Below are 13,857 nucleotides of genomic sequence, written 5' to 3'. Positions count from 1 at the left end.
GCATACCTATTTAGATATGCAACCATTTTACTAATAGCATTTATATAGGTAGCACATCACATATGTGACAGTCCAGTTTCTTTCGAAAACTGTCCCAACCTGCGTTGCAAATGGACAATGCAAGTTTCGGCATTTTTACCTTTCATTCTTTCAACATATGCTCCATATAGCTTCTGAAGAATTACTCTTTAAAAACGCAACCTCTAACTCAAATTTAATTTTTATTTTATTTACTCACTAACCAGTAATATACATGAATTTAACAAGAGTTTCAAGACTATCTTTGTTTTTTCAATCTAATTTCATCAACTAAATTCCAAATAAATTCATCTTTTTCAACAGTTTCTTGATCTTGAGAACCATATTTTCTTACATTAACTTCTTGATTCTCAACTTCTTTGTCACCGACGACTAATTGATATGGAATTTTTTGCATTTGTGCTTCTCTAATCTTATAACCCATTTTTTCATTACGATCATCAATTTCAACTCTAACACCTTGAGATTTCAGTTCATCTTGAATGCTTCTTGCATAATCGTAATGCAAGTCTACATTTACAGGGATAATCTCAACTTGTTTTGGCGCTAACCAAGTTGGAAATGCGCCTTTTGTTTCCTCTGTTAAAAAGGCAACGAAACGTTCCATTGTAGAAACGACACCACGATGAATGACAACTGGTCTATGTTGTTCACCGTCATTACCAATATAAGTTAACTCAAATTTTTGAGGCAATAAGAAATCAAGTTGTGCTGTAGATAATGTCTCTTCTTTGCCCATAGCAGTTTGAACTTGAACATCTAATTTAGGACCATAAAACGCCGCTTCGCCAATCGCTTCTTCGTATTCTAAGCCAAGTTCATCCACCGCTTCTTTTAACATACTTTCTGCTTTAATCCACATGTCATCATCATCGAAATACTTCTCTTTATCTTCTGGGTCTCTATAGCTTAAACGGAAACTATAATTTTCAAAATTAAAATCATTATAAACATCGATGATTAAATTAACTACACGCTTGAATTCCTCTTTAATTTGATCAGGACGAACGAAAATATGCGCATCATTTAAAGTCATACCACGGACACGTTGTAATCCTGATACAGCACCACTTGCTTCATAACGGTGCATTGTACCTAATTCGGCAATTCTAATTGGCAATTCACGATACGAGTGTGGTTTGTTTGCGTATATCATCATATGGTGTGGACAGTTCATAGGTCTTAACACCATTTCTTCATATTCGTCTAATTTCATAGTTGGGAACATATCTTCTTGATAATGGTCCCAGTGACCAGATGTTTTATACAAATCCACATTGGCCATCACTGGTGTATATACATGATCATAGCCCATGCTCACTTCTTTATCCACGATATAACGTTCAATTTCACGACGAATTGTTGCACCATTTGGCAACCAAAGCGGCAAACCTGCACCTACTAATTGATTGTTCGCAAATAATTCTAAATCTTTACCAATTCTGCGGTGATCACGTTCTTTTCTTTCTTCTAACATTTGTAGATGTGCTTTTAAATCTTTTTTATCAAAGAATGCTGTGCCATAGATACGTTGCAACATTTTATTATTACTATCCCCACGCCAATAAGCTCCTGCAGTTGATAGTAACTTAAACTCTTTAATCTTAGAAGTTGATGGTACATGAACACCACGACATAAATCAGTAAACTCACCTTGCGTATATAAAGTCACATTTTCATCTTCTGGAATTGCATCTATCAATTCTTGTTTGTAAGGATCATCTGCGAAAAACGCCTTAGCTTCATCACGCGAAACAACTTTACGTTCAACCGGATGATTTTCATTTACGATTTGCTTCATTGTTTTTTCTATATTTTCAAAGTCATCAGAAGAAATGCTTTCTTCCATATCAAAATCATAATAAAAGCCGCCATCAATCACTGGGCCTACACCAAAATGGACATTGCCATAAATACGTTTTAGTGCTTGCGCCATTAAATGCGCTGTTGAATGACGTAATACTTCCAATGCTTCTTCGCTACCAGGTGTCACAATTTCAATTTCCCCATCATGCTCGATAGGTCTAGTTAAATCAATAAGTTGACCATTCAATTTACCAGCTACAGCTTTCTTTCTTAAACCAGGGCTAATTGAATGTGCAATCTCTTCAGTTGTTGTCCCTTTATAAAACGCTTTCGAATTACCATCCGGAAATTTAATATTAATTTGATCCATGTAACATTCCTCCTATTTAATCAAGCCTTAAATCATAGCAAACGGATTCGTTATCTTATATAAAATAATACAAAAAGACCCCATCCCTAAAAGGGACGAGGTCTTCGTGGTACCACCCTATATTAAAGTGAATTTATAATCATATAAATTCACTTCACTCTACATAAGATAACGGTCTTGAGCCGGATGTTCATTACAACATCATTTATGAAGGAGTAATAAATAAATATACTTACCAATTCTCAACCTACATTGGCTCTCTGTGAAATAGTGATTTATTCGTCTTATCTTCATTTCATTTCGTATGATTTAGATTTATTTATATTATACAACATTCATCTTAAATTTCAATCATTCCTATAATTTTTTCCTTCTAAATAATAAGGAATAGATAATGTTTTAATGCGTTCCATAATACGTGCTGCCTTAGTTTTTTCTGTGCCATCACGTGTAACAGATAGATGATGCTCTAATTCTTCAAAACTCAGATTTGAACTAAAGAACGTAGGTAATTCTTGTACCATTCTATAATGTAATAATGGACCAATCACTTCATCTCTTGCCCATGGTGTAATCTCCTCAGCACCAATGTCATCCAACATCAATATATTAGCTTCGCGGACACGGGCAAGTTTGCTTTCAAAACTACCATCTTTAAATCCACCTTTAAGTGCACGAATAAATTCTGGTAAATACACAATTGTTGAAGGTATTTTTTCAGTTTTCAATTGATTGGCGATGGCACCTAAAATAAATGACTTGCCTGTACCAAATGGGCCATGCAGATATAGTCCTTTGATTTGCTTATCTTGGTTCGTAATTTTTTCACATATTTGATTTGCTGCCATTGCTACGTCTAAACGATCTCTTCTGTCCATATAGATATCTTCTAATTTTGCATCTAAGGTATCTCGTTGCATATGATGCGAAGTGATTAAATGCGCATTAAATCTCTCTTCATCATGCTTTATCTTACATGGACATGGTAAATAACGTATCTTTATATGCTGATTCTCAACATAAAGCTCTGGTACATGCCCCTTCACAAAATTAGGACAATCTTTAAAAGCATGACCATCATAATGTTTATTCTGATCTTTATATTCTTGTAAAATATTCAAATCTTCGTCAATCATTGCATTTGTTAGTTCTGATTGATGAGATTCTAAAAATTGTTTAACATCAGGATCGCTTACAACATCTTTCTTTATTTTTTCAATCCGTTTTGCCAAATCATTAGACTCACCCATAATGTGGTTAAAAGATTTCAATTATTTATCCTCCTTCCATCTATTTTTCAATTGATTTAAAAATTGTTCTCTATCATTTTTCAGTGTTTCATCGTCTTCTGCTGTCTCAGATGAAGCATCTGCAGATTTATTATCTCGTTCTTCTAACCATTTCGGTGTCATTTCCCTCGATGCTAGTTGTCTCTGTTTATAGTATGGTTTATGTTCATTAGTTTGTTTCTTAGGTTGACTTACCTTCATAGCGTATTCATAAGCTTGCTCCGCTGTTTTTATCCCTTTCTTTTTCCAATTTGATGCAATTTCAAATATGTAAGTTTTAGGTAACTTCATATCTTCTTTTAGCATAACAAACTGTAATAGGATATTGATAACACCAAATGATAGATGCTCTCGTTCAACTAATTCTTCTATCATAAATTTTTGCTGTGTCGTAGGTTCAGATTCTGACCAAGATGCAAGCATATCAATAGGACTAGTCTGTTCTAATTGTTGCAACCAATTATCCTCTTGGTTCACTTGCTCTTGTCCTTTATCTTTCACTGTAGGTTGTGCATCAGTTGATTTAACATTCAATGTAGGTAATTGTTGTTCATGTTCCATTAAATAATAAGTTCTTGCATGTTTCCGCAATTCTTCAAATGAAAGTTCTTGCGCACTCGTAATCGATTTTAAAATAATTCGCTTCATCGACTCGGGTGTTAAGCCATAGAGCGTTGCAATTTGTGTAATCAATGACTTTGCTTCTTTATCGATAATTTTTGTACTAATAAAGTGATTTTGTAATAGATCATACAATGTTTCAAAATCAAAATGAACTTGGCTTAAATCCAAGCCATCGTATGTCGCCTCATCTTGAATAGCATTTGTATTTTCAGTTATAGCTTGATTGGGTACTTTAAAGACATCAGTAAACGTACGCGTCACATCTTGATACTGTGTTAAATCTATATCAACTTTTGTTTCAAAATGGCGTTTTAGCTGTTGATAGCGTTGTTTGCTAACCTCACTATATAAATAAACAGATAACATTGGATCATTGAAAAATTGCTTTGCTGAAGGTGGCTGTATCAATTGATACATAAAATATGAGTGCTGTGCATCATGATTCACATATGTTTTTACTAAGCCAATGCCTTCCAGTAAATCCATAGATTTTCTGAATTCTAACAAATTGATTTTCAGTTCACTCATAATAATATAATGTGTTAACACAACGTCTGTATTCAGCTCTACAAATTGATTTAAATAGTGGTAGAGTCCAGTAGCATTTGCACCAATCATTGGTGTGAATAATCTATTGAGTATTTCTAAATGATTATTATTCAAATAAAAATTACGCACAACATTAAAATTATCATGTGGTCTCAATCCATAATCAGATGATTGTAAACCCATCTATGCATCACTCCGTTTATTTTCTGCTAAAATACCTTGCATTGACTGCAATAGTTGGTCTACATCTTTAAATTCTTTATATACTGATGCAAATCTAACATATGAAACTTGATCGACGTGCATGAGAAGATTCATGACATGTTCTCCAATTTCTCTAGATGATATTTCTGCACGACCTTCATCACGCAATTGCCATTCAACATTATTCGTAATTTCTTCTAATTGCTCATATCTAACCGGTCTTTTTTCACAAGAACGTACAAGACCATTCAATATTTTCTCACGTAAAAATTGTTCGCGTGTGCCATCTTTTTTCACAACGATTAACGGCCTTTTTTCAATGTGTTCAAACGTTGTAAACCTTGTTCCACAATTTTCACATTCTCTTCTACGACGAATCGCATTAACCTCATCTGCATGTCGAGAGTCTACCACACGAGAATGGGTCGAATTACATTTCGGGCATTTCATAAAATAACCACCCTCCCAATTTGATTATCTTTCATTATACTATAAATGCGAGTGTCACAAAAGAATCGCTATTACACTTCAAAAAATTTTCTAATAAATATAAAATTTGGGATTTTTACCTTGTCTATAAATAAAAAAACTTCTTACCAATTCATATCACATGTGATCAATGAACTAGCAAGAAGTTTGAACGTTTAACTATTTAATATATTTTTAGTTATTATGATTTAAGACTGTGCTACTGCTGCAACATTATTTTTTAATAATTCTCCAATTTCAACTGCAACATCTACAACTCGATTTGAATAACCCCATTCATTATCATACCAAGCTACGACTTTCACTTTATTTTCTCCCATAACCATTGTACTTTGTGTATCTATAATGGCTGAATGAGGATTAGTGTTAAAGTCCATTGAAACAAGTGGTGCATCTTCTGTTGAAATAACTCCTTGTAAATCATGATTTTTAAATGCTTGATTTACTTGTTCAGCTGTTACTTTAGTATTTAAATCTACAACTAAGTCAACTAATGAAACATTTTTAGTTGGTACACGTAATGCCATACCATGTAATTTACCTTCCAATTCAGGCAAAACTTCTTTTAATGCTTTAGCTGCTCCAGTAGAAGTAGGAATAATGCTTTCGTTACATGAACGTGCACGTCTTAAATCTTTATGTGGATTATCAATATTATTCTGATCATTAGTAATAGCATGAACTGTAGTCATCAATCCATTTTCAATTCCAAATTGATCATTTAACACTTTGGCAACTGGACCAATACAATTTGTAGTACATGATGCATTACTGAAGATGTCGAATTGCTCGATATCTAATTGATCGTTATTCACACCTTTTACAATCATTTGAACGTCTCCACCCTTAGATGGACCAGTTAACAATACTTTTTTTGCGCCGGCATGTATATGTGCAATTGCCTTATCACCGTGATTAAATTTCCCTGTCGCTTCAATTGCGATATCGACATTTAATTTATGCCATGGTAAATTTTCTGGGTTTCTGTCAGAAACTAATAGTATTTCATGATCATCTACTTTAATACCAGATTCTGTTGGCTCAACTTTTAAATCATATGCACCATGTGTTGTATCATAGTTAATAAGATGTGCAATTGTTTCAGCTGGATAGCTAGCATTTATCGCTACTACGTTTAAATCGCTATTTTTTAGCGCGATTCTTAACACCATTCTACCTATTCTACCCATTCCGTTAATTGCAATATTTGTCGTCATTCGAAGCACCCCTCGTCGTTAGTGTTATACTTTATGGAAATAGTATAACATAAATATTTTTGTAAGAAAGCGTTTTCTTAAATAAAAATAAATATTTTCGAATTACTTTGGTTAAAGTTGCTTATATACGTCGTATAACTCATAAATAATGCTGACAAAACAAAAAACATCACCTATCAAAATAAACACATTTTGATGGTGATGTTTAATCAACTAATTATAGAAAAGTATCATCTGAACTATCTTCAATATAACCTTGTTCGAGAAGTAAATTCTCTAGATTTTGTTTTAATTCTAATTTAGTATCACGGTTATCAATTTCATGATCTGCCATACGGCGTTTTTTATCGATAGAGATTTGACTATATACACGTGCTTTAGCATCTTCAACTGATAAATTATTTCGTTCCATTAATCTATCAATTTGAATACTTTCAGATGTATAAACTAACCAAACTTCATCCACCGTATCTTGCAATTCATTTTCGAACAACAATGGAATATCCATAATAACATTATATCCAGCTTTTAAATATTCATCTTTTTCCGCTTCCATAATATCATGTACGATTGGATGAACAATTTCATTCAACTCTAATCTTTTTTCCGGATGATTAAATACAACTTCACCTACGTAAGCTCTATTCATCTCACCGTTTTCATCAATTGCTTCTTCACCAAACGCGGCTTTTACACGCGCTAAACCTTCTGTACCTTTTGCGACTGCTTTTCTAGATGCAACATCTGCATCAACAACTTTGAAACCATGTGCAGTTAACAATTCTGATACGGTTGATTTACCTGATGCGATACCACCAGTTAATCCTATAACTTTGGGCATAATCTCACTCTTTCTTTATTTTTGACAAGTTGGGCAGAAATGACTATTTCTAGTTGCAATGACTTGTGTTTCTATGTCATTTCCACACACTTGACATACTTTTTGTTTGTATACTTTAAGGTGTTGTTGCATTGTTCCAGTACTACCATCTGCATGTCGATAGTTTGAAATACTTGTCCCACCATATTTTATACCCAATTCTAAGACTTCTCGAACATAATAAAACACAATATTTCGTTCTTGATTCGTTAAATTTTTGGATAATTTAGCTGGATGAATACCTGCTCTGAATAGCGCTTCACAAGCGTAGATATTACCACAACCAGAAATCACACGATGATCTAATATCATTTGTTTAATAGGCTTATTTTGATAAAGTTTTTTATCAAACCAAGATAGATAATGCGGTAAAGCTTCCTTATCAAAAGGTTCAGGCGCAATTTGTAAAAATGATGGATACGCTTCAAACGATGCCACATTTCTAATTTCTCCAAACCTTCTAATATCTGAGTAAACTAATAATTTACCATTATCTAATTTAAAAATAACATGCCAATGCTTACGATAATTACTCACGTGAATATCTTCTAATTTATCTACGACAAAAAATCCACCAGCCATACCTAAATGACTAATCAACTTTCTTTCTTCGCCATCTTTTTCTATATGGAATACAATATACTTACTTCTACGTTCTATATGGGCAATTGTAAATTGTTGTGTGAATTTTTGAAAAGTATCAAGTTCCATACCTTTGATGATTGTTTCACGGCTGCTTGCTTTACCCTCTTTAACTTTATCCGAAAAAATCACACTTTCAATTTTTTGCCCGTTTGCAAACGGCTTAATTCCTCTTTTTACATGTTCTACTTCAGGTAGTTCAGGCATTCAAATACCTTCTTTCTATTTTGCATCATACCATGTTGCACCGTAACTAGATTCAACTTTCAAAGGAACATCTAGTTCAAGTGCATTGTCCATAATATCTTCTATAAATTCACCAAATGCTTCAACTTCTTCTTTAGGTAATTCAAAAATCAATTCATCGTGTACTTGAAGTAATAATTTCGCGTGGAAATTCGTTTTCTTAACTTCATTAGCAAAATGAACCATCGCTAATTTTATAATATCTGCAGCACTACCTTGTATCGGTGTATTCATGGCAGTTCTTTCTGCAAATCCACGTAAATTGAAATTTCTACTTGTAATGTCTGGAATGTAACGACGACGATGTAACAACGTTTCCACATATCCCTGAGCTTTACAGTCTTTAACAATATCTTCCATATATTGTTTAACACCTGGGAAACTATCTAGATAGTCATCAATAAACTGTTTAGCTTGTTTACGTGTGATACCCAAACTTTGACTCAATCCATAATCACTGATACCATAAACAATTCCGAAGTTAACAGCTTTCGCCTGTCTTCTCATTATACTATCTACTTCATCTGGTCCAACATTAAACACTTTCATCGCTGTTGCAGTATGGATATCTTCATTATTAATAAATGCTTGTTTCATACTTTCGTCTTGAGTAATATGTGCAAGTACGCGTAATTCAATTTGTGAATAATCTGCCGCAAAAATCACATTATTTTCATCACTTGATTTAAAGGCTTTTCTAATTCTTCTACCTTCTTCAAGTCTAACAGGAATATTTTGTAAGTTAGGGTCAATAGATGAGAGTCTACCCGTTTGTGCTAATGTTTGATTAAAACGCGTATGAATTCTATTATCATCGCTAATCACTTTTTGCAGACCTTCTACATATGTCGATTGTAATTTGGACAATGTTCTATATTCTAAAATATAGTCAATGATAGGATGCTGACCTTGTAATTGTTCTAACACATCCACAGCGGTCGAATAACCTGTCTTCGTTTTCTTAATAACAGGTAGTTCTAACGTTTCAAACAATACAACGCCTAATTGCTTAGGTGAATTAATATTGAATGGTTCGCCTGCTGCTTCATAGATATTTTCAATTAAAACATCTAGCTTAGCTTGTATTTCTTTTTCCATTTCTTGTAAATCGCCTGCAACAGTATAGATACCAGTTTCTTCCATCTTGCTTAAAATACGTGCCAGTGGCAGCTCTAAATCATCTAATAAATCCGTTTGATTATATTCCTCAAGTTGCGCTTGTAATTCAGGTTTCGCTTTACTTATCGCTTCAATAATAGTTGCGACATGCTGATTTAATACTGCTTCTTCAGGTAAATGTCTCTTTTTACCTTTACCATATATTTCAACACTTGTTTTCACATAATGTTGCCCATAATGTGTCACTACTGAATTCACATCATCAATCGTTCGAGATGGATCAATAATATAATTCGCTAACATTACATCAAATACAATGTGCGCTATTGCAATATTTAATCTGTGAGCCACAATATATGATTTTTTAGCATCATATACCGTTTTCTCTGTTTGGTCATTTTCTAACCATGCCACAAGTTCAGGATATTCATGTATTTTATCGGCATCAATGACAATGTGATGTTCATCATTATAGAAACCGAATTTTAAAATATCATCTTTTAAATAATTAGTACCATCTAATTCGAAATGAATTGTCGCTTTTTTCAAGGACTTAAAGTCTATATTATCAAAATGATGTTCCACATTAAGTTCAATTGCTTCACTGTCATCACTTATGCCATCAACATCTACTTGTTCAAGTAACTGTTTAAATTCAAGTTTTTTAAATAACTCTACTTTAGCAGTCATATCCGGATCATCTGGTAATTTCGTATCTTTTAGTGAGACTTCTAATGGACTCTCGCAATTAATCGTTGCTAATTCCTTACTCATTAGTGCATCATCTTTACTATTTTCAAGTTTTTCTTTTAATTTTTTACCTGAAACTTCATCTAGATGGTTATAAACATTTTCAACTGTATTGAACTGTTTCAATAATTTAATTGCTGTTTTTTCACCAACACCTGCAACACCAGGAATATTATCGGAAGCATCTCCCATAAGCCCCTTCATATCAATAATTTGATTTGGTGTTAAACCATCATATTTCTCTGCAATAAATTCAGGTGTATAACGATCCACATCAGTAACACCTTTTTTTGTATAGTATATTGTAACATCATCAGTTGCTAATTGTGTTAAGTCTCGATCACCAGTTACAATAATCGTTTCAAATTGAGCAGCATTTGCTTCTTTGCTCAACGTACCTATAATATCATCCGCTTCATAATTTTCTAATTCATAACGTTTAATTTTATACGCATCTAATAATTGTCTAACATAAGGAAACTGTTCACTTAATTCTGGTGGTGTCTTCTGACGACCACCTTTATATTCACTATATTTATCATGTCTAAATGTAGTTTTCCCAGCATCAAATGCAACAAGGAAATGTGTCGGCTTTTCTTCTTTAATTATCTTTTCGAGTAGCATTGCAAAACCATATACGGCATTTGTATGTATACCCGCCTTATTTTGTAAAAGTGGCAATGCATAAAAAGCTCTAAAGCTTAGACTATTACCATCAATTAAAATTAATTTACTCAATATTTTAACCTCCAACACATATTTACTTTATATTTTATCATAAAGAACCCTCATATCTATATTGAAACGACACGCTGTTTTGATAAAACTATACAATTCAAAAATAAGCGCGACAAAATTCTAATTCCTCTAAAAAGGTTTCGTAATCTCGCTGTGTAAAGTAAAACTTAGCTTTACAATAATAGAAGCTGAGACATTAAATACGCCTCAGCTTCATAGTTTGATTTTTCTTCTCTTTTTCTATTCAAAGAACGTTACTCTAAAAGTTGAACCCTCATTTGGTTTACTAAGCACATTAATACGTCCATTATGCGCTTCCATAATATGTTTCGTTATGGATAATCCTAAACCTGTACCACCAGAATCTCTACTCCTAGCTTTATCTACACGATAAAATCTTTCGAAAATGTGTTTCTGATCTTCTTTACTTATACCAATACCAAAATCTTGAACTTCCATAATCCGTCTGTTCGCTTCTTTATACACACGAACAATAACTTCACTTGATTCCTTAGAATAACTAACTGCATTCGATAAAAGGTTTAATGCCACTTGTGCAACTTTATCTTTATTGGCATCTATAACGATATCCGGGTCGATTTCATTGACAATAGTTATATTTTTATCTTCAGCTATAGTTTGCATATTCTTTACAGTATTCTCTGCCACTTCTGACAAGCTTATTAATTCTGTAATAATTTCCGTTTGTTGCTCAACATGTGATAGGTCTAACAAATCAAAGACTAATGTTTCAATTCGATCTGACTCTTTTGATATAATTTGTAAAAATTCATTTAATGTTTGCTCATCATCCTTTGCACCGTCTAATAAAGTTTCTGCAAAGCCTTTAATAGATGTAATCGGTGTTTTCAATTCATGAGATACATTTGCTACAAATTCTCTTCTTAAATTTTCGAGTTTCTTCAGATTCGTAATATCGTGAAGTACGACCACCATACCATAAAGATTTTTCTTTGTTTTTGACAGAATTGGAACACAGGCAGTATCAAAGTATTTTTGGTGTACTTGATCAATCGTCAATTCTATTTGATCATATATTGGTTTTTCGACTTTAAATGATTCCGTAATTAGTTTTTGCAATTTACTATCTACGAAACCGACATAGCTTTTATGTACCACAGGTGCTTCAGGTGTAAATACGTTATAAAATGATTTATTAGCAACAACAATCTCACCATACTTATCAATCATAAGAATAGCACTTGGTATATTTTCAACAGTCGTTTTCAAACGATTGGATTGTAATTTCTGTTTATGATTTAATCTTTGTAATTTACGTGCAAGTTCATTTGTTGTGACGAATAATTCTCTAGTTTCTTTAACATTACTTTCAGGCACGCGCACATGATAGTATCCTTCTGCTAGTAAATTCGTTGCATATGTCACTTCATTAATTGGCCTAATATAAGTTCGATTAATGCTTCTTACAACTAAAAAAATGATAATTAAAACGAATAAACCAATCAAAGCAGTATACTTCCAAATTTGAATTTGCAGTTCTAATATTTCATTGTTTAAACCACTTATTAGTACATCTTTATCTTTAATAGATGTTTTAAAAGTAAATCTGCGATCATCATCCACCTTATCATACATCAATTTCGATGGATTGGCTTCATTGTTGATATCATTATTTATTCGTGTTCCTTGTTTTGTGGAAAACAATTCATCGTTACCTTTTTTAATATAAATAGTTAATTTTTCACTTTTAGCAATATCCTGCATTTCACTTTTTTTACCGTCATTTAATAAATTGGTCAGGTGAAGTGCTTGGTGTTCTAAATCGCCTTGTTGACTTGTAGTGACAGTGTTATATATAACATGCGAAATAATTGCACCTAAAGCTAAAAAACTAATAATAACGATCGTACATAATAAAAATAATAGCCTTTGATGAAACTTTAGCATTAGACTTTTGGTCTCTCCAATTTATAACCTAACCCACGAACCGTTTTAATCAGTTTAGGTTGTTTAGGATTTTCTTCTAATTTATCTCTTAAATGACTTATATGTACATCCACAATTCTAGAATCACCAGCAAATTCATAGTTCCATACTGAATTCAACATATGTTCACGTGTAATAACTCTGCCTTGTCTTTCAATAAGGTATAACAATAATTCAAATTCTTTAGGAGTTAACTCTAATAATTCATCTTCTCTGTATACTTCGAAATACTCAGGTCTTATACGAATTGAACCGATAAGTATGTCATCGTCATCATTTTCTATAGGTGTTGCCTCGTTAACAATTGCAGATCTACGAAGAATAGCTTTGACACGCGCTACTACCTCTCTAGGTGAAAATGGTTTCGTCATATAATCATCTGCACCTAACTCAAGTCCTAATACACGATCAAATTCATCATCTTTTGCCGTTAACATTAATATAGGAACTAAATTCTTATCTGAACGTATCGTTTTACAAACTTCTATACCGTCTTTTTTGGGAAGCATAACATCCAACACAATCAATTCAGGGTTTGTCGAAGCCACTTTTTCTAATGCATCTTCACCATCGTAAGCAACTTCAACTATGTATCCAGCTTGTTCTAAATTATATTTTAATAAGGTTACAATTGATTGTTCATCATCTACTACTAGTACTTTTTGTGACATAGTATACCTCCATATTTGTGTTTACAAATTAATTATAACTTAACTTTTAATAAAAATAACATAGTTTAAATTCTTTTAACATAAACTTTACAAAGTGTATAATATCAATCTTTAAATACAATTAACGAATGAATTATCGTAAGGCTATAAAAAGTGTACTGCGCTATTTAAAGTGATTCAGCAATTTATATACAAAATCCGCGTTAATAAAATCTTAACATTAAATTTATAATATGAACACTAAAGTCACACTTAA

General features: G+C 32.7%; 10 protein-coding genes and 1 riboswitch. All 10 genes read right to left on the bottom strand.

The genetic code is table 11. The features are described from left to right. Positions 1-41: 41 nt before the first annotated feature. A riboswitch (Lysine riboswitch) is annotated at positions 42-214 on the bottom strand. Positions 215-277: 63 nt separating this feature from the next. Beyond that, positions 278-2,215 (bottom strand): threonine--tRNA ligase, encoded by a 1,938-nt coding sequence (thrS, locus tag ACSULM_RS00505; RefSeq protein ID WP_436859812.1) that lies wholly within the window; start codon positions 2,213-2,215, stop codon positions 278-280. 347 nt (positions 2,216-2,562) lie between these two features. Next, entirely contained in the window at positions 2,563-3,486 is a 924-nt protein-coding gene (gene dnaI / locus ACSULM_RS00500) for a primosomal protein DnaI (RefSeq protein ID WP_436859811.1), read from the bottom strand. Further along, on the bottom strand, positions 3,487-4,860 hold the full coding sequence (locus ACSULM_RS00495; protein ID WP_436859810.1) for a replication initiation and membrane attachment family protein: 1,374 nt from the start codon (positions 4,858-4,860) through the stop codon (positions 3,487-3,489). Next, the gene (gene nrdR / locus ACSULM_RS00490; RefSeq protein WP_436854084.1) at positions 4,861-5,331 is read right to left on the bottom strand and encodes a transcriptional regulator NrdR; all 471 of its coding nucleotides are present in this window, start codon (positions 5,329-5,331) and stop codon (positions 4,861-4,863) included. A 227-nt stretch (positions 5,332-5,558) separates the two neighbouring features. Beyond that, a complete protein-coding gene (gene gap, locus ACSULM_RS00485; protein WP_436859809.1) occupies positions 5,559-6,587 on the bottom strand; it encodes a type I glyceraldehyde-3-phosphate dehydrogenase in 1,029 nt (342 codons plus the stop codon). A 217-nt stretch (positions 6,588-6,804) separates the two neighbouring features. Continuing rightward, the gene (gene coaE, locus ACSULM_RS00480; protein WP_436859808.1) at positions 6,805-7,428 is read right to left on the bottom strand and encodes a dephospho-CoA kinase; all 624 of its coding nucleotides are present in this window, start codon (positions 7,426-7,428) and stop codon (positions 6,805-6,807) included. 15 nt (positions 7,429-7,443) lie between these two features. Then, on the bottom strand, positions 7,444-8,316 hold the full coding sequence (gene mutM, locus ACSULM_RS00475) for a bifunctional DNA-formamidopyrimidine glycosylase/DNA-(apurinic or apyrimidinic site) lyase (protein WP_436859807.1): 873 nt from the start codon (positions 8,314-8,316) through the stop codon (positions 7,444-7,446). A gap of 15 nt (positions 8,317-8,331) precedes the next feature. Continuing rightward, positions 8,332-10,962, bottom strand: coding sequence for a DNA polymerase I (gene polA, locus ACSULM_RS00470; RefSeq protein WP_436859806.1), 2,631 nt, complete (start codon positions 10,960-10,962; stop codon positions 8,332-8,334). Between the two features lie 240 nt (positions 10,963-11,202). Then, complete coding sequence (gene pnpS, locus ACSULM_RS00465) at positions 11,203-12,891, bottom strand: two-component system histidine kinase PnpS (protein ID WP_436859805.1); 1,689 nt, start codon at positions 12,889-12,891, stop codon at positions 11,203-11,205. Next, positions 12,891-13,601, bottom strand: a complete 711-nt coding sequence (locus ACSULM_RS00460) for a response regulator (RefSeq protein WP_436859804.1) — start codon at positions 13,599-13,601, stop codon at positions 12,891-12,893. Before ACSULM_RS00460 ends, pnpS begins: the two co-directional genes overlap by 1 nt. Between the last annotated feature and the right edge of the window lie 256 nt (positions 13,602-13,857).

The organism is Staphylococcus caeli (genome assembly GCF_051413795.1).
GTDB classification, from domain to species: domain Bacteria; phylum Bacillota; class Bacilli; order Staphylococcales; family Staphylococcaceae; genus Staphylococcus; species Staphylococcus caeli_A.
This window is presented reverse-complemented; position numbering and strand designations above follow the sequence as displayed.

Excerpts from the sequence above, each read along its gene's own strand:
- ACSULM_RS00460 (WP_436859804.1), bottom strand. The coding sequence starts at position 13,601 with ATGTCACAAAAAGTACTAGTAGTAGATGATGAACAATCAATTGTAACC.
- thrS (WP_436859812.1), bottom strand. The coding sequence starts at position 2,215 with ATGGATCAAATTAATATTAAATTTCCGGATGGTAATTCGAAAGCGTTT.
- gap (WP_436859809.1), bottom strand. The coding sequence starts at position 6,587 with ATGACGACAAATATTGCAATTAACGGAATGGGTAGAATAGGTAGAATG.
- coaE (WP_436859808.1), bottom strand. The coding sequence starts at position 7,428 with ATGCCCAAAGTTATAGGATTAACTGGTGGTATCGCATCAGGTAAATCA.
- nrdR (WP_436854084.1), bottom strand. The coding sequence starts at position 5,331 with ATGAAATGCCCGAAATGTAATTCGACCCATTCTCGTGTGGTAGACTCT.
- ACSULM_RS00495 (WP_436859810.1), bottom strand. The coding sequence starts at position 4,860 with ATGGGTTTACAATCATCTGATTATGGATTGAGACCACATGATAATTTT.
- mutM (WP_436859807.1), bottom strand. The coding sequence starts at position 8,316 with ATGCCTGAACTACCTGAAGTAGAACATGTAAAAAGAGGAATTAAGCCG.
- pnpS (WP_436859805.1), bottom strand. The coding sequence starts at position 12,891 with ATGCTAAAGTTTCATCAAAGGCTATTATTTTTATTATGTACGATCGTT.